The organism is Enterococcus sp. AZ063 (genome assembly GCF_051715045.1).
Taxonomy (GTDB): domain Bacteria; phylum Bacillota; class Bacilli; order Lactobacillales; family Enterococcaceae; genus Enterococcus_D; species Enterococcus_D casseliflavus.
This window is the reverse complement of sequence record NZ_JBIOTA010000001.1, coordinates 2,776,862-2,793,701: the sequence shown is the minus strand read 5'-3', so window position 1 is coordinate 2,793,701 and position 16,840 is coordinate 2,776,862. Positions and strand designations below refer to the sequence as shown.

14 protein-coding genes are annotated in these 16,840 nt (G+C 42.1%); all 14 read left to right on the top strand.

Going from position 1 to position 16,840, the window contains the following annotated elements; translation table 11 throughout:
• The 14 genes from ftsL to ileS all read left to right on the top strand — a co-directional run bounded on the left by ftsL (position 1) and on the right by ileS (position 16,501).
• Positions 1 to 420 (top strand): cell division protein FtsL, encoded by a 420-nt coding sequence (gene ftsL / locus IGK61_RS13175; protein ID WP_005228796.1) that lies wholly within the window; start codon positions 1 to 3, stop codon positions 418 to 420.
• On the top strand, positions 421 to 2,616 hold the full coding sequence (locus IGK61_RS13170) for a penicillin-binding transpeptidase domain-containing protein (protein ID WP_074536079.1): 2,196 nt from the start codon (positions 421 to 423) through the stop codon (positions 2,614 to 2,616).
• A 19-nt stretch (positions 2,617 to 2,635) separates the two neighbouring features.
• Positions 2,636 to 3,598 (top strand): phospho-N-acetylmuramoyl-pentapeptide-transferase, encoded by a 963-nt coding sequence (gene mraY / locus IGK61_RS13165; RefSeq protein WP_074536077.1) that lies wholly within the window; start codon positions 2,636 to 2,638, stop codon positions 3,596 to 3,598.
• Between the two features lie 12 nt (positions 3,599 to 3,610).
• Positions 3,611 to 4,969 (top strand): UDP-N-acetylmuramoyl-L-alanine--D-glutamate ligase, encoded by a 1,359-nt coding sequence (gene murD, locus IGK61_RS13160; protein ID WP_074536076.1) that lies wholly within the window; start codon positions 3,611 to 3,613, stop codon positions 4,967 to 4,969.
• 15 nt (positions 4,970 to 4,984) lie between these two features.
• The gene (murG, locus tag IGK61_RS13155) at positions 4,985 to 6,079 is read left to right on the top strand and encodes an undecaprenyldiphospho-muramoylpentapeptide beta-N-acetylglucosaminyltransferase (RefSeq protein ID WP_010749767.1); all 1,095 of its coding nucleotides are present in this window, start codon (positions 4,985 to 4,987) and stop codon (positions 6,077 to 6,079) included.
• A gap of 86 nt (positions 6,080 to 6,165) precedes the next feature.
• Entirely contained in the window at positions 6,166 to 7,149 is a 984-nt protein-coding gene (locus IGK61_RS13150) for a cell division protein FtsQ/DivIB (RefSeq protein WP_074536074.1), read from the top strand.
• Between the two features lie 153 nt (positions 7,150 to 7,302).
• On the top strand, positions 7,303 to 8,625 hold the full coding sequence (ftsA, locus tag IGK61_RS13145) for a cell division protein FtsA (protein ID WP_005228814.1): 1,323 nt from the start codon (positions 7,303 to 7,305) through the stop codon (positions 8,623 to 8,625).
• Positions 8,626 to 8,656: 31 nt separating this feature from the next.
• Positions 8,657 to 9,901, top strand: a complete 1,245-nt coding sequence (ftsZ, locus tag IGK61_RS13140; protein ID WP_005228816.1) for a cell division protein FtsZ — start codon at positions 8,657 to 8,659, stop codon at positions 9,899 to 9,901.
• A gap of 12 nt (positions 9,902 to 9,913) precedes the next feature.
• Positions 9,914 to 10,585, top strand: a complete 672-nt coding sequence (locus IGK61_RS13135; protein WP_074536072.1) for a YggS family pyridoxal phosphate-dependent enzyme — start codon at positions 9,914 to 9,916, stop codon at positions 10,583 to 10,585.
• Between the two features lie 16 nt (positions 10,586 to 10,601).
• A complete protein-coding gene (locus IGK61_RS13130; protein WP_010749764.1) occupies positions 10,602 to 11,255 on the top strand; it encodes a cell division protein SepF in 654 nt (217 codons plus the stop codon).
• Between the two features lie 26 nt (positions 11,256 to 11,281).
• Positions 11,282 to 11,545 carry a YggT family protein gene (locus IGK61_RS13125; RefSeq protein ID WP_005228822.1) on the top strand — a complete coding sequence of 88 codons (264 nt, stop codon included), beginning with the start codon at positions 11,282 to 11,284 and terminating at the stop codon, positions 11,543 to 11,545.
• A gap of 18 nt (positions 11,546 to 11,563) precedes the next feature.
• Positions 11,564 to 12,346 (top strand): RNA-binding protein, encoded by a 783-nt coding sequence (locus IGK61_RS13120; RefSeq protein WP_010749763.1) that lies wholly within the window; start codon positions 11,564 to 11,566, stop codon positions 12,344 to 12,346.
• A gap of 20 nt (positions 12,347 to 12,366) precedes the next feature.
• Complete coding sequence (locus IGK61_RS13115; RefSeq protein WP_005228824.1) at positions 12,367 to 13,122, top strand: DivIVA domain-containing protein; 756 nt, start codon at positions 12,367 to 12,369, stop codon at positions 13,120 to 13,122.
• A 583-nt stretch (positions 13,123 to 13,705) separates the two neighbouring features.
• Entirely contained in the window at positions 13,706 to 16,501 is a 2,796-nt protein-coding gene (gene ileS, locus IGK61_RS13110) for an isoleucine--tRNA ligase (protein ID WP_074536069.1), read from the top strand.
• Positions 16,502 to 16,840 lie beyond the last annotated feature (339 nt).

Sequence of the window (16,840 nt, the reverse complement as noted above, 5' to 3'; positions counted from 1 at the left end):
ATGGCAGAACTAAAAGTTCATGACTATGAATTCAGAGAACCACTTGAATCACAACCTATGGAACACTCTGAACCGACAACTGAAAAACTGCCTACTGATCCCCAGCGTCCTGAGGTCATCCGCGTACCAGCATCTCCGGCTCGTCGGTTAAAAAGCATTTCTACTCTGGAAAAACTGATCGCTGCCTTTGTGATCATCTCTGTATTGACGTTGGCGATCTTGACCATCAATATTCGAACCAATATCAGTCAAGTCGAACACGATATTTCTTTGATCCAATCGGATATTAATGAAAAAACAACACAAGCAGAACAGTTGGAACAAGAGAAAAATGAACTTTCTAAAACCGAGCGCATCCAAAAGATTGCTGAGGATAATGGATTGTCGATCGATGACGGCAATTTAAGGAAAGTGGACTAAATGAAGTTAACAGATAAATTCAAGCAATACTTAAAAAAGAACAATCAAACTACAACGAACAATCGCAAAAAAGTAGGTATTATTCTCTTTGCTACGAGTATTGGATTGTTCTTTTTGTTTGTCACGCGTTTGAGCTACATCGTCATTGTCGGAGATGTCGCAGGGACTTCCTTAGCTGAAAAAACGAAAAATCTTTATGAAGGCAGTGAAGTCATCAAAGCGAAACGTGGAACGATCTATGATCGCAATGGGATTCCAATTGCTGAAGATGTGACCTCCTATTCAATTTACGCTGTTTTAAACCAAAATTACAAAGATGGCAAAAAGAATCTTTTTGCAGAAAAAGCAAACTTCAATAAATTGGGCAAAATCTTGTCGGATGTATTGTCCATCGATCAAGAAACAGCAGTCAACACGTTAGAAGAAGGGCTTGAGCAACAATTATGGCGTGTTTCTTTTGGAAGTAAAGGAAACAATATTACATTAGAACAAAAGAATGCGATTGAAGATGCAATGGAAAAAGAAGAGATTGCTGGCTTTCATTTTGACAGCCATCCAGCTCGACTTTATCCGAATGGTGTCTTTTCTTCTCACTTTATCGGGTATGCTGTTGCCAATGATGACGATACTGGTCTAGTTGGGAAAACCGGACTAGAAGCTGCGTACAATGACGTGCTTTCAGGGACCGATGGCGAGATCGTTTATCAAAAAGACAACAATCAAAATCCGTTGCCAGGAACCGTAGCCGAAACTGTTGCAGCTGTGGACGGGAAAGACGTCTATACAACCATCGATAGTCGGATCCAAAGCTACTTGGAAACGCTGATGGACAGTGTCTTTAAAGAAAATAAACCAGAAAACTTAACAGCCAACTTAATGGATGCCAAAACCGGCGAGATTATAGCGATGGCACAACGACCAACCTATAATCCAGAAAATTTGGATTCCATCAATGATTGGCAAAACCTATTAGTTGAGGACAACTACGAGCCAGGTTCAACCATGAAGATCTTGACGACGGCAGCAGCGATCGATCAAGGGATCTTCAATGAAAACGAAACCTTTACCCCAAGCCCTGATGGAATGAAACTTTATGATGCAACCATCAACGACTGGGACTTCGGACAAAAAGGAACACTGACGATGCGCCAAGCACTTTCATGGTCCAGTAATATCGGAATGGTGACCTTGGAGCAGCGAATGGCAGATCGTTGGCAACAATACTTAAAAGAATTTGGTTTTGGTCGCAGTACCTATTCAGGATTGCCTAACGAAAATACTGGGATCACACCAGAGGATAACCCTGTCAGCCAAGCGATGACGTCATTTGGTCAAGCGATTGGTGTGACGAATTTCCAAATGATGCAGGCCTTTACGTCGGTGGCAAATAATGGAACGATGTTGAAACCACAATTTATTAGTAAAATCGTTGATGGCAATACTGGAGAAGAAACGGTCACGCAACCAGAAGAGGTCGGCCATCCAATCACAAAAGAGGCTGCAACAGAGGTCCGTGAATATATGCGTGATGTTGTCGAGAGTGAAAATTATGGAAGTGCTTATGGCGTTTATGAATTACCTGGCTACAACATTTCTGCAAAAACGGGGACGGCCCAAGTAGCCGATCCAACGACCGGTAAGTATTTGTCTGGTGGTACCAATTATCTGTATTCTGTTGTTTTGATGTTTCCTTCAGAAGAACCTGAATATATTTTGTATTTGACGATCAAATTGCCAGAGAAGCACGAAAGCACCGTGTTGGGTGAAATTGCCAATCCATTGATGAAACGAGTCATGGATCTAAAAAATTCTGCATTAGAAGATAGTACAACCTCTGGTAGTGAAACGACTGTAGGGGATTATCGTAATCTTGATACAGAATCAGCGGCAACTGACGTTCAAAAAGCTGGGTTGACCCCTGTTGTCATCGGTGATGGCGAGAAGGTCATCGCACAGTCCGTTGACAGCGGCACTTCGATCATGCCTGGCGGACGGGTACTGCTGATTACGGATAGCGACAAGTATTACATGCCTGATACGACCTCCTGGTCCAAAGCAGATTTGATCAAATTTGGCAGTCTGTTGAATGTGGACGTCAGTTTTGAAGGGGACGGCTATTGTACCAAACAGAGCGTGGAGCCTTATACTGAGTTATCGGGACAATCGATCAAGTTTACACTAAGCGAAAACGAATAGAATAATAGGAGAGAACGATATGGAATGGACAGAGATGATATTACCTTTGGCAAGCGGCTTTGCGATCGTAACAGCCGCGATGCCTTTGTTTATCGGCTATTTTCAAATGAAGAAATACGGACAGGAAATACGTGGTGACGGCCCTAAATGGCATAACGTAAAGGCTGGTACACCAACGATGGGTGGGTTTGTATTTTTGATTTCTGCAATGATCACTGCAATTTGGGTAGGGGCATGGCAAAATCAACTGACTGCTTCATTGTTCATTCTTTTGTTCATTACCTTGGTTTATGGTGCATTAGGATTTCTTGACGATTTCATCAAGATTTTCCGCAAAAGAAATATGGGCTTAAACTCGCTGCAAAAATTGATTGGACAAATTTTAGGCGGACTCGTCTTTTACTTTGTTTTTCGAACGGAAGGCAATGCAGACGTGTTAAATTTCTTTGGGATCGATGTGCCACTGTCGATCTTTTACGGAGTGTTCGTCATCTTTTGGCTGGTCGGTTTTTCAAATGCAGTCAACTTGACCGACGGTATCGATGGTCTGGTCGCAGGACTGGGCACGATTTCTTTTTCAACTTACGCACTGATTGCTTGGCGGCAAGATCAAATTGATGTGTTGATCGTTTGTCTAGCAATCATTGGCGGATTGATCGGCTTCTTTCCGTACAATCGCAAACCGGCTAAAATTTTTATGGGGGATGTCGGCTCGCTGGCTTTAGGCGGTCTGCTGGCAGCAATATCGATTCTTTTACACCAAGAATGGACCCTCTTGCTTGTCGGACTGGTCTATGTTTGTGAAACAGCAAGCGTGATGCTGCAAGTTGCCTCATTCAAATTAACGGGCAAACGAATCTTCAAGATGTCACCCATCCACCATCATTTTGAAATGAGCGGATGGTCTGAGTGGAAGATCGACACTGTATTTTGGTGTATTGCGCTAGGTTGCTCGTTGCTCACAATAGCCCTTGTATGGTAGGAGATGAAGAAAATGAAAAAAATTAAAACATATCAAAATAAAAAAGTTCTTGTGCTAGGATTAGCGCGTAGTGGATTCAGTGCGGCCAAATTGTTACATGATTTGGGCGCACTTGTGACCGTTAATGACGGCAAGCCATTTGCTGAAAATCCCGAAGCACAAGATCTTTTGGCGTTAGGGGTCAAAGTGATCACTGGCAGCCACCCAATCGAATTATTGGATGAAGGCTTTTCGTTAGTTGTGAAAAATCCAGGAATCCCTTATTCACAGCCACTTGTTCAAAAAGCTTTAGAGAAAAAAATTCCTGTAATCACGGAAGTGGAGCTAGCGTATCAAATCTCTGAGGCACCGATTATCGGCATTACTGGTACGAACGGAAAAACCACCACAACGACCATGATCGCCAATGTCTTAAACGCCGGGATGCAAAAAGGGCAGGCACTGCTTTCTGGGAACATTGGGTTTCCTGCAAGTTCCGTTGCTCAAACAGCTAAGCCTGAAGATCGCTTGGTGATGGAGCTTTCAAGTTTCCAATTGATGGGGATCGATACTTTGCGACCAAAAATCGCCGTGATCACCAATATTTATGAAGCCCATATCGATTACCATGGCAGTCGTCCAGAGTATGTCCTAGCAAAGTGGCGGTTGCAACAGCGAATGACTGCAGATGATTATTTGGTGATCAACTGGAACCAGCCAGAACTAGAAGCACTGTCGACAAAATCAAAAGCGCAAATCATTCCTTTTTCCACCAAGGAAAAAGTAGCAGGCGCGTACATGCTTGACGGTATCCTCTATTATAAAGAAGAAGTGATTATGGCAGCTGATGAACTTGGCGTGCCAGGAGATCATAATATTGAAAATGCATTAGCAGCGATTGCTGTCGGTAAACTTTGCGATATGCCAAACGAAGCCATTAAGCAAGCGTTACAAACCTTTACAGGCGTGCCCCATCGGACTCAGTATGTCACCACCATCAATCAGGTGAAATTTTTCAATGACTCCAAAGCAACAAACATTCTAGCCACAGAAATGGCATTAGGCGGCTTTGACAATGAGAAACTGATTTTATTGGCAGGTGGTCTGGATCGGGGGAACAGCTTTGATGACTTAGTTCCCGCACTAAAAGGGCTAAAAGCCATCGTGTTGTTTGGTGAAACAAAGGAAAAATTAGCCGCTGCCGCTCAAGCAGCTGGGGTAAAAACAATTGAAATGACAGACAATGTTGAAACAGCAGTCCCATTAGCCTTTTCTTTAAGTGCTGCTGGAGATACGATTTTATTGTCACCTGCGAATGCAAGTTGGGATCAATACCCTAATTTTGAAGTTCGCGGCGACAAATTTATGGCGGCAGTAGCAGAACTTAAATAGAAATGAGTGACGGATATGAAAATACTTGTGACTGGCGGCGGTACTGGCGGACATATTTATCCAGCGTTGTCTTTTGTCGATTATGTAAAAGAGATTGACCCGACAGCCGAATTTTTATACATTGGTGCAACAAGGGGCTTGGAAAATAAAATCGTCCCTCCAACAGGTATTCCTTTTAAAACATTAGAAATCCAAGGCTTTAAGCGTAAGTTGTCCTTCGATAATGTAAAAACGATCCAACTTTTCATGAAAAGTTATTACGCAGCCAAAAAAATCATCAAGGAGTTTCAACCGGATGTGGTGATCGGCACCGGCGGCTACGTTTCTGGCGCGGTGGTCTTTGCCGCAGCGAAGTTGAAAATTCCTACAATTATTCATGAACAAAATAGTGTTCCCGGGATCACGAATAAATTTCTAACCAAATATGTGGATAAAATCGCCATTGCCTTTCACGATGCGTCTCAGTACTTTCCAGCGAAGAAAACGGTGCTGGTGGGGAATCCTCGAGGTCAAGAAGTACGCAACAGTCAAAAGTCAGCGATCTTGTCTTCCTATGATTTAAATCCGGCGAAAAAGACGGTCTTGGTTTTTGGTGGGAGTCAAGGAGCACTGAAAATCAATCAAGCGATCATTGATGCGCTGCCGCTGTTTGCTCAAAAAGAGTATCAGCTTCTCTATGCGTCAGGTGAACGGTATTACAAAGAGATCGAAGAAAAAATCGGCATGTCAAAAGATGCCTTTCCTAATATCAGTATTCGCCCTTACATTGATCAGATGGCAGAAGTGATGGCAAATAGTGATTTGTTGATTGGACGAGCAGGAGCCACATCGATCGCAGAATTCACTGCATTAGGGATTCCAGCGATTTTGATTCCTAGTCCTTATGTGACCAATGACCACCAAACGAAGAACGCCCAAAGTTTAGCCAATGCAGGAGCAGTCAAAATGATTGCCGATCATGAACTAAACAGTCAAAACCTCGTGGAAGCAGTAGACAGTATCATGCAAGATGAAGCCCTTCGTAGTAAGATGGCAAAAGCCTCAAAAGAACAAGGGATCAGCGATGCCTCAGAACGATTATTTCGACTTGTGCAAGAGGTAATCAAATAGTACAATGTGTGGGATAGAAAGGAGCGATTATCATTAGTAAAGACAAAACACCTCATGATGATCAAACCCCCTCGTCAACGGAAGAGTTGACCCCTTGGCAAAAAGAAAATCTAAAGTATTTGCAAGAAAAAGGCAATCAGCCAGCTTGGTCTTCTCCTGCTCCTGAAGAAACAGAAGATGCGTCAGCAGACCATGAAGACGAGCAAGAAGAAACATTTTTTGAAGCAGATGAAGCAATGGAAGAGTCCGTTGATGAGAAGGAAGCATTGCCAGAGCCAGAAAAAAAGGCCCGCTCCTTTGCTGATCGGCTGCCTAACCTAAAGGCGTACCGCAACCAAGTGTTGATTCGCCGTTTAGCCTTGATTATTGGATTGTTGATGATTCCTTTATTGATTGTTTTGTATTTCGTTTCGCCCCTTAGTCGTTTGGCGAATGTGGTCGTCAAAGGCAATCATGAAGTATCCGCAGAAGCAATTCTCGAAAATTCGGACCTAACCGTCAATGAAGAGATGTGGCCGCAATTTTTCGAACGTAATCAAAGCGTGTCTGCCATCAAAAAAGAATTGCCACGTATAAAAAATGCCTCAATTTCTCTATCTGGTATCAATCGCTTCGATATCACTGTCACTGAATTTCAAGAAGTTGCTTTACTAGCCCAAGATGGTGGCTATGCGCCGGTTTTAGAAAATGGCGTTGTGTTAGATGAAATCAGTGAGCAGCCAGTGGAAGGATTGCCGGTTTTAGAAAATTTTTCGGCTGAAGATAAAATCAAAGCAACACTTAGTGCCTATCAAGAATTAAGTTCAGAAATTCGCGATGGCGTTTCTCAAATCAAATATACCCCCCGTGACAGCAATGATGAGCTGCTGACTCTCTTTATGAATGATGGCAATCAAGTGATCGTCAACATTTCGAATATGGTGAGTCAAATGCAGTATTATCCGCAAATTGCCAAAGATTTGACCGAGGACAGTATTGTGGATATGGAAGTTGGAATCTTTACTTACCCAATTTCAAATACACAAGAAGACGATGCAGACGAAAATCAAACAGCTGATAGTGATTCTTAGGAAAAATTCAAGAGTTTTTTTCATTAACTTGTTTCTAAAAAGCGCCATTATATGGTAGAATTGGTAACAGTGAACAAATTATTCGAATGAACTCTAAAAACGGACTGTGATGGTTCGCTATATATCCAATTTAAGTAGGAGGGAACCCCATCCATGGCAAAAACGGGAATGTATGTTGGCCTTGATATCGGTACGACATCTGTAAAAGTTGTAGTAGCCGAATACGTTGACAGCCAAATGAATATCATTGGTGTAGGTAATGCAAAATCAGAAGGAATCAACCGTGGGATCATTGTAGATATCGATAAAACGGTACAAGCCATTCAAAGAGCAGTAAGACAAGCAGAAGAAAAAGCAGGAATTCAAATTCGCAGTGTAAGTGTTGGTGTACCAGCCAATCTTCTTGAAGTGGAAAATTGTCAAGGAATGATCGCTGTCAATAGTGAATCAAAAGAGATCACCGACGAAGACGTGCGTAATGTTGCCTCCGCAGCACTCGTTCGTTCTACCCCTCCTGAAAGACAGATCATTGCTATTTTACCGCAGGAATTTACCGTTGATGGTTTTGAAGGAATCAAAGATCCTCGTGGCATGATCGGGGTTCGCCTAGAAATGTTTGGTGTTGTGTATACAGGACCAAAAACCATCATTCACAACATTCGCAAATGTGTTGAAAAATCTGGTTTGATTGTTAATGAAGTAGTCATTACGCCATTAGCACTAACAGAATCGATTTTATCAGACGGTGAAAAAGATTTTGGTACGATCGTCATCGACATTGGTGGCGGCCAAACAACCACCGCAGCGATGCACGACAAGCAATTGAAATTCACCCATGTGAACCAAGAGGGCGGCGAATTTGTCACAAAAGACATTTCGACGGTTTTAAATACCTCTTTCAACAATGCAGAAGCATTGAAGATCAATTATGGGGATGCGTATCCTGAACGCACTTCAGCCAGCGAAGAATTTCCGGTTGATGTGATCGGGAAATCAGAACCAGTGAAAATCGATGAACGCTATTTATCAGAAATCATTGAAGCCCGTATGGAACAAATCTTCACCAAATCAAAAGAAGTTTTAGACGAAATCGATGGGCTTGATTTACCGGGTGGCGTGATCTTGACTGGTGGCGCTGCAAGTCTTCCTGGTGTCGTAGATCTTGCTCAAGAAGTATTCGAAACAAACGTCAAGCTTTACGTTCCTAATCATATGGGACTTAGAAATCCTGTTTTCACGAATGTGATCAGTATCGTTGACTATTCGGCAAACTTAAGCGAAGTGTATCAGCTTGCCAAAAGTGCGATCACTGGTGAAAAAACAGTGGCGCAACAGCCCGTTGCTATTCAACAACAAGAAGTGCATTACGAACAATATGAAGCGCCAGAAGAAACTTATGAAGAAGCAGAAGAAGAGAAAAAAGGTGAGTCGATCACAAACCGAGTAAAAGATTTCTTCTCAAATATCTTTGAATAATCTAAAACGATTCTCAGGAGGAAGATAAATTATGGAATTTTCAATTGATAATAACATCAATGACGGCGCTGTGATCAAAGTCATCGGAGTCGGTGGCGGTGGCGGCAACGCAGTCAATCGTATGATCGAAGAAAATGTCAAGGGCGTAGAATTTATTGCAGCCAACACTGACGTTCAAGCGTTAAAAAACTCAAAAGCAGAAACAGTCATTCAATTAGGCCCTAAATATACCCGCGGACTTGGTGCTGGCTCTCAACCAGAAGTTGGTCAAAAAGCAGCGGAAGAAAGTGAAGATTCTATTCGCGAATCATTAGAAGGCGCAGACATGATTTTCATTACCGCTGGTATGGGTGGCGGAACCGGAACAGGTGCTGCACCGATCGTAGCAAAAATCGCTAAAGAAATCGGCGCGTTGACAGTCGGTGTCGTTACTCGTCCGTTTACTTTTGAAGGACCAAAACGTGGCCGTTTTGCGGCTGAAGGGATCGCTAAATTAAAAGAGAATGTCGATACCTTATTGATCATCTCAAACAACCGTTTATTAGAAGTTGTTGACAAGAAAACGCCAATGCTTGAAGCATTCCGTGAAGCAGACAATGTCTTGCGTCAAGGGGTTCAAGGGATCTCAGACTTGATCACTGCACCTGGTTATGTCAACTTAGACTTCGCTGATGTGAAAACAGTAATGGAAAATCAAGGCACAGCCTTGATGGGAATCGGTGTTGCTAGCGGGGAAGAACGTGTGATCGAAGCAACGAAAAAAGCGATCTCTTCACCATTACTAGAAACGTCGATCGATGGCGCAGAACAAGTGCTATTGAACATCACTGGCGGATTGGATATGACTTTATTTGAAGCACAAGATGCTTCTGATATCGTCGCTCATGCGGCAACAGGCGACGTAAACATTATCTTAGGTACATCAATCAATGAAGACTTAGGCGATGAGATCCGTGTGACTGTCATTGCAACCGGCATTGACCCTTCAAAAAAAGAACGGGGTTCTCGCTCTAGCAGACAAAGCCAAGGTCAAATTCATTCTATCCCTCAAAAACCAACATTAGATATGGATCAAGCACGCCCAGCGCAAGCAGAAGAAAGCAATGGCTTTGGTGATTGGGATATCCGCAAAGAACAAAATGTACGACCTAAAGTAGAAGAAAACACATTTGAAAATGTAGAAAAGAAAGAATTCGATACCTTCAGCCGTGATGAAGTACGTTCGAATGATGACGACGAATTAAGCACACCACCATTTTTCCGTCGTAAACGCTAGGGGGCAGAGCACATGATTTCTGAGAACTTGCACAAGATTCAGCAAGAGATACAGGATTCCTGTGCTCTTGTTTCTAGAAATGCCAATGATGTCTGTTTGACAGCTGTGACAAAATCCGTCGATACAGAAACAACAAGAGTCCTTTTAGAAAATGGTGTGCGGGATTGTGCAGAAAATCGAGTAGAAAAACTACTTGAAAAGAAGGCAGCACTAAAGGATTATCCAGATGTCCGTTGGCATTTTATTGGCAATTTGCAACGCAGAAAGGTAAAATCAATTATAAATGAGATTGATTTTTTCCATGCGTTAGATTCAATCAAACTGGCACAAGAAATTCAAAAACGAGCAGAGCATCCGATCAACTGCTTTGTGGAAGTGAATGTTTCGCAGGAAGCAACGAAACAAGGGATTTTTGTTGAAGAGGTAATGGCTTTTATTGAAGCACTTGCTTCGTTCGACAAAATTCGTGTTGTTGGATTGATGACGATGGCCCCGCTCACTGCTTCCAAAGACGAGCAGCATCAGATTTTTAAAGAATTAAAAAGGATTCAACAACAGATCGCTGACCTGCATCTTACACATGCCCCTTGCTTAGAAACGAGTATGGGAATGAGTAATGATTTTCCCATTGCGATTCAAGAAGGTGCAACATTTATTCGTGTAGGAACAGCATTATTTCAATAAAAAAGGAGGTTGACCGATGTCGCTCAAAGAGAAACTGACCAATTTTTTTGGATTGACTGACGAAGAAGATTACTACGAAGAAACATTTGCCACGGAAGAACCGGCACGCACAGCGTCTAAACAAGCTGTGAACCAAGGAGGAGCTTTTACAGCCCCCAGAGCAACCACGAATACGTATGCATCTGGCCAAGCGGCAACACGTACAACAAGTCAACCACAAAATCAAGCCTATCAATACAGACAGCAACCACAAGCAGCTGTCTATCAACAAGCTTCAGCTGCGGCTGAACGGGTAAGACCGGTGACGAAGACGGAAGAAAAAGTCGTTCCGATGGCACAACAAAGAAGCAATACGAGAGTCAAAGAAACAAAAGCAAAAGAAACACCCGCACAAGCAGCTGGTAAAATAACGATCGTAGAGCCACGCGTCTATTCCGAAGCGATGGGGATTGCCAAGCAGGTCATCAATGGGGATGCTGTACTTGTTAATTTTCATTTAATTGAAGAGTACCAAGCTCGTCGAATAGTTGATTTTTTAACAGGAACAGTGTACGCTGAAGATGGTGATATCAAGCGTGTTGGCGATGAAATTTTTCTTTGCACGCCTAAGGGTATGGAAATTGAAGGCACTGCCCAAACATTAGCAGATACCAATTTTTTTGATATCTAAAGTGAGGAGGAACGCCAATTTTATTTTTGAGATTCGTTAAATTACTAAGTGATGCTGTTTATCTGTATACCATTTTATTAGTGATCTATGCACTTTTGTCTTGGTTTCCAGGAGGGTATCAATCCGCTTTTGGCCGTTTCTTAGCAAAAGTGTGTGAACCGTATTTGAGTTTATTTGATCGATTGAAATTAAGTTTTGCTGGTATTGATTTTACGATTGCGTTTGCAATTATCGTCTTACAGCTAGCATCACAAGCATTGATATTGATCTTACAATCAATTTTATTTTAACGTAAGGGGTGGTTATCGGTGAACGCAAATGTCTATCAACATTTTCGAAACGATGAACGCCCTTTTATTGATTCCGCTCAAGGATGGATCGAACAAGTGCAAATGCAGTATGCGCCTTACTTAACTGATTTTTTAGATCCGAGACAAGCGTATATTTTAGAAAGCTTGATTCGTCAATCAACGGATTTAAGCTTCCGCTTTTTTGGTGGTTACGAAGCTGCTGAAAGACGACGTTGTTTGATTTATCCCGATTATTATGAGCCCACCACCGATGAGTTTGACATGACTTTGTTTACGATTCAATATCCGAAAAAATTTACGGTGTTGAGTCATGGGAAAGTTTTAGGCACGTTAATGGGGACTGGAGTCAAGAGGGAATACTTTGGAGACATTCTTTCCGATGGTGAAATATGGCAAGTATTCGTTGCCGCTGAAGTCAGTCATTTTATCCAACTCCAAGTGGATAAAATCGGAAACGTATCGGTGCGCTTGGAAGAAACAAAATACACCGAGTTGATCGTTCCTAAAGATGGCTGGACCGAGGAAAGAGAAACGGTTAGTTCATTGCGTCTTGATACAGTGATCTCTGCCGTATACAACATCTCACGTCAGCGTTCGAAACAGTTGATCGAATCAGGAAAAGTAAAAGTAAACTGGACAGAAGCACTACGACCAGATTTTGTTCTGGATTTACTGGATATCGTTTCAGTAAGAGGATTTGGTCGGATTCAAATACAGGGGTTAGAAGGAACCACGAAAAAAGAAAAAGTTAGATTGTTATTAGGTGTATTACGTAAATAAATCAAAGAGGTGTATAGAATATGGCATTAACTCCATTAGACATTCAAAATAAAAACTTTTCAGTAAAAATGAGAGGATACAATCAAGACGAAGTCGATGACTTTTTGGATATGATCGTTCGCGATTATGAAGAAGCGGTTCAACGCAATCGCGAGTTAGAGAAATCATTGAAACATGCCGAAGAAAAACTAGAGTATTTCAATGAACTGAAAGACGCCTTGAACCAATCCATCATCGTGGCTCAAGATACCGCGGATAAAGTAAAAACAAGCGCAAGCAAAGAATCAGAAGTGATCGTTACGTCTGCCCAAAACCGTGCGGATGAAATGGTTGCTACTGCAGAAAAACATGCCCATGCCTTGATGACCTCAGCGGAAGAAAAAGCCAAAGAGATTTTGACGGATGCAACAGACAATGCCCGTCAATTGGCAACAGAAACAAATGACTTGAAGAAGAAAACCAGAGTCTTCCACAACAACTTATTGGTTATGTTACAAACCCAATTAGAACAAGTGAAGAGCCCAGAGTGGGAAGAGATTTTGGCGCCATTTTCAAGCTACGTGCAAGATTCCCATCAAGTAATCAGAGAAGTTTTATCAAAAGAACTTGACAGTGAAAATGGTTCTGGAGTAAACTCAGAAGCAGTGGACACATTTGATGTGGACGTTGTTGAATCAGATGAAAAAATCGTTGATGTAAGCGAAAGCCCTGAAGTGAAAACATTAGATGATGCGAGAAACTTATTAGACGAATTGAACAAAACAGATAACAACTAAGACACAGAACAGAAAAATTTCTTATATTTTTCAAGCGAGTTTGGGAGAGTGGAAGCCAAATAAAACCCTGTAAGAAATCAGATCATCTGTGAGTTGCGTTCTTTAAAGAGCCGATTATCCAAAGACTCAAGTAGAGAACGACGCCTGATCCCGTTACCGATCATCAAAGAATTGTCTAACGACAATAAAAATTTGGGTGGTACCACGAACACGTTCGTCCCTTGCCAGGGACGGACGTGTTTTTTGCTGTGAATCACTATGATTGGCTTGCGAAGCAAGACAGAATAGATGATGAACAGTACTAGGCGACCATAGGGAGCGTAGTAACCCTACTAGGAATCACTATGATTGGCTTGCGAAGCAAGACAGAATAGATGATGAACAGTACTAGGCGACCGTAGGGAGCGTAGTAACCAAACGAGGAATCACTAGGATTGATTTTTAAAATCAGTGAGACCTAAACACAAGGAAGTCATGGCAACCAATCCATTTTGATACGTTCAATAGAAGCAATTGATTGGTCGAGTCAATGGATTTAGAAATTATACGGAAACGTAGTGAGACGAAAAGGAGCGAAACAAGAATGAAAATGAAAGAAACACTGCATCTTGGAAAAACCGCTTTTCCAATGCGAGGCAACTTGCCGAACCGCGAAGTGGATTGGCAAAAAGAATGGGAAGAAAATCGATTGTATCAACGCCGTCAAGAATTAAATGAAGGCAAGCCAACCTTTGTCTTACACGATGGTCCTCCTTATGCAAATGGGAACATCCATATCGGACACTCATTGAACAAAATCAGTAAAGACATTATCGTACGTTCCAAATCAATGTCAGGTTTCCGTTCCCCTTATGTACCTGGTTGGGATACCCATGGTTTGCCGATCGAGCAAGTGTTGACAAATAAAGGAATCAAGCGCAAAGAAATGAGCTTGGCAGAATACCGCAAAAAATGTGAAGAATATGCTTTGACACAAGTGGATACACAAAGAGCTGACTTCAAACGTTTAGGGGTTTCTGGTGACTGGGAGCACCCATACATCACACTGACGCCCGATTATGAAGCTGCAGAAATTCGCGTTTTCGGAAAAATGGCAGAAAAAGGCTATATCTACAAAGGATTAAAACCAATCTACTGGTCACCATCTAGTGAATCATCACTAGCAGAAGCCGAGATCGAATACAAAGATGTGAAATCACCATCGATCTATGTTGCTTTCCCAGTCGCAGATGGCAAAGATTTGCTTGATTCAGATACATCTTTTGTTATCTGGACGACGACGCCATGGACCTTGCCAGCGAATCTAGGAATCTCTGTGAATCCAACCTTTGCCTATGTTCAAATCTTAGCTGATGGTCGTAAATTTGTCGTGGCAAAAGATTTATTAGAAACCGTGACGAATGAGATTGGTTGGGAATCTGTCGAAGTATTGCAAGAATTTGCAGGCGATCAATTAGAAAAAATGACGGCGCAACATCCTTTCTATGACCGTACGTCTCTGTTGATGTTAGGGGATCATGTGACATTGGATGCCGGTACTGGTTTGGTCCACACTGCACCAGGACACGGGGAAGATGACTACATCGTCAGCAAAAAATATGGACTGGATGTCTTATCACCAGTCGATAGCCGTGGGGTCTTCACAGAAGAAGCACCAGGATTTGAAGGGGTTTTTTATGACAAAGCCAATCCAATGATCACTGAGCTTTTAGAAGAAAAAGGGGCGCTATTAAAACTAAACTTCTTTACTCACAGCTATCCACATGATTGGCGGACGAAAAAACCAGTCATCTATCGGGCAACGCCACAATGGTTTGCTTCAATTGATAAGTTCCGTCAAAACATTTTGGATGAGATCGAAAAAGTAGATTGGATCATTCCATGGGGCAAAACCCGTTTATACAATATGATTCGCGATCGCGGCGACTGGGTGATCTCTCGTCAACGTGCGTGGGGTGTACCATTGCCAATCTTTTATGCAGAAAACGGCGAAGCCATCATCACGCCTGAAACGATCGAGCATGTGGCAAACTTGTTTGCTGAACATGGTTCAACGATTTGGTTTGAAAAAGAAGCCGAAGAATTGCTGCCGGCTGGCTTCACGCATCCAGGCTCACCAAACGGTAAATTCTCGAAAGAAACTGACATCATGGATGTTTGGTTTGATTCAGGTTCTTCTCACGAAGCCGTGTTACGTCAACGTCCAGAATTGACGTTCCCAGCTGACATGTATTTGGAAGGTTCTGATCAATATCGCGGGTGGTTCAACTCAAGTATCACAACTAGTGTGGCGATCAATGAAGTCGCACCATACAAAGCCGTCTTGTCTCAAGGCTTCACCTTAGATGGCGAAGGCCGTAAGATGAGTAAATCTCTTGGTAATACCATTGCACCAGAAAAAGTGATCAACCAAATGGGTGCGGATATTTTGCGTCTTTGGGTCAGCAGTGTTGACTACGAAGCGGATGTCCGAGTGTCTATGGATATCTTGAATCAAGTATCAGAAGTCTATCGGAAAATTCGCAATACCATGCGTTTCCTATTAGCGAACACGAGTGATTTTGATCCAGCAAAAGACAGCGTACCATTTGAAAACTTGCGTTCTGTCGATAAATACATGATGGTTCGTTTGAATCAAACGATCAAAACGATCCGAGAAGATGGTTATGAAAAATACAACTTCTTGCATATTTACCGAACAGTCATTAACTTCTTGACAGTCGATATGTCATCCTTCTATTTGGATTTTGCGAAAGATGTCGTTTATATCGAAGCTGAAAATGATTTCCAACGTCGCGCCATGCAAACCGTTTTCTATCAAACAGCGGTTGCGTTGACGAAATTACTGACGCCGATCATTCCGCATACGGCAGAAGAAATCTGGTCACATTTGAAAGAAGAAGAGGAATATGTCCAATTAGCGGAGTTCCCTGGCTATGATACATTTGCTAACCAAGAAGAGCTGCTTGATTTATGGCGTGCTTTCCTTGATTTCCGTGACAATGTCTTAAAAGCATTGGAAGAAGCACGTAATGCAAAATTGATCGGGAAATCGTTTGAAGCGAAAGTCACTGTTTATCCAACTGAGCCAGTTGCGGCATTACTAAAAGCTATCGATTCAGATATCGCTCAGTTGCTGATCATTTCACCGGACTTCTTAACGATCAAAGAAGCAGGTGAAGCAGCACCAGAAGCGGCCTATCAATTTGAAGACGTGGCGATCTTAGTGGAAAAAGCCGAAGGTGAAGTCTGCGAACGTTGTCGTCAAGTCCGTGTGGATGTCGGTGTAGAAGAGCAGCTACCAACACTTTGCGGCCATTGCGCAGCTATTGTCAAAGAAAACTATCCTGAAGCGGTTGCAGAAGGCTTTGAAAAATAAAAAAACGGAAAAAGATGATCCCATTGCGGGTCATCTTTTTTTTTTGAAATCAGTCAAGCTTGTTCCTTGAAAATGGGACATAAGCAGCTGTTTGTGACATCCAAATGAGAAAATTCGCGTTAATTGATAACGATTCTCATTTGTTTGCAATAATTTTCCGACAGTTTATTGTATAATAAAAAAACCTTATTAGACGAAGATTCCTGCCTGTGATTTACAAGTCACTATTTGTTCTATGGATTTAAGTAACCCTTGAAGGAAGAAATCAACTAAATTGGATCAAGTAAAAAAAACTTGCCAGATAGAAAATCAGGTTGTAAACTGTTAAAAATCGGAATA

Excerpts from the sequence above, each read along its gene's own strand:
- ftsL (WP_005228796.1), top strand. The coding sequence starts at position 1 with ATGGCAGAACTAAAAGTTCATGACTATGAATTCAGAGAACCACTTGAA.
- IGK61_RS13170 (WP_074536079.1), top strand. The coding sequence starts at position 421 with ATGAAGTTAACAGATAAATTCAAGCAATACTTAAAAAAGAACAATCAA.
- mraY (WP_074536077.1), top strand. The coding sequence starts at position 2,636 with ATGGAATGGACAGAGATGATATTACCTTTGGCAAGCGGCTTTGCGATC.
- murD (WP_074536076.1), top strand. The coding sequence starts at position 3,611 with ATGAAAAAAATTAAAACATATCAAAATAAAAAAGTTCTTGTGCTAGGA.
- murG (WP_010749767.1), top strand. The coding sequence starts at position 4,985 with ATGAAAATACTTGTGACTGGCGGCGGTACTGGCGGACATATTTATCCA.
- ftsA (WP_005228814.1), top strand. The coding sequence starts at position 7,303 with ATGGCAAAAACGGGAATGTATGTTGGCCTTGATATCGGTACGACATCT.
- ftsZ (WP_005228816.1), top strand. The coding sequence starts at position 8,657 with ATGGAATTTTCAATTGATAATAACATCAATGACGGCGCTGTGATCAAA.
- IGK61_RS13135 (WP_074536072.1), top strand. The coding sequence starts at position 9,914 with ATGATTTCTGAGAACTTGCACAAGATTCAGCAAGAGATACAGGATTCC.
- IGK61_RS13130 (WP_010749764.1), top strand. The coding sequence starts at position 10,602 with ATGTCGCTCAAAGAGAAACTGACCAATTTTTTTGGATTGACTGACGAA.
- IGK61_RS13115 (WP_005228824.1), top strand. The coding sequence starts at position 12,367 with ATGGCATTAACTCCATTAGACATTCAAAATAAAAACTTTTCAGTAAAA.
- ileS (WP_074536069.1), top strand. The coding sequence starts at position 13,706 with ATGAAAATGAAAGAAACACTGCATCTTGGAAAAACCGCTTTTCCAATG.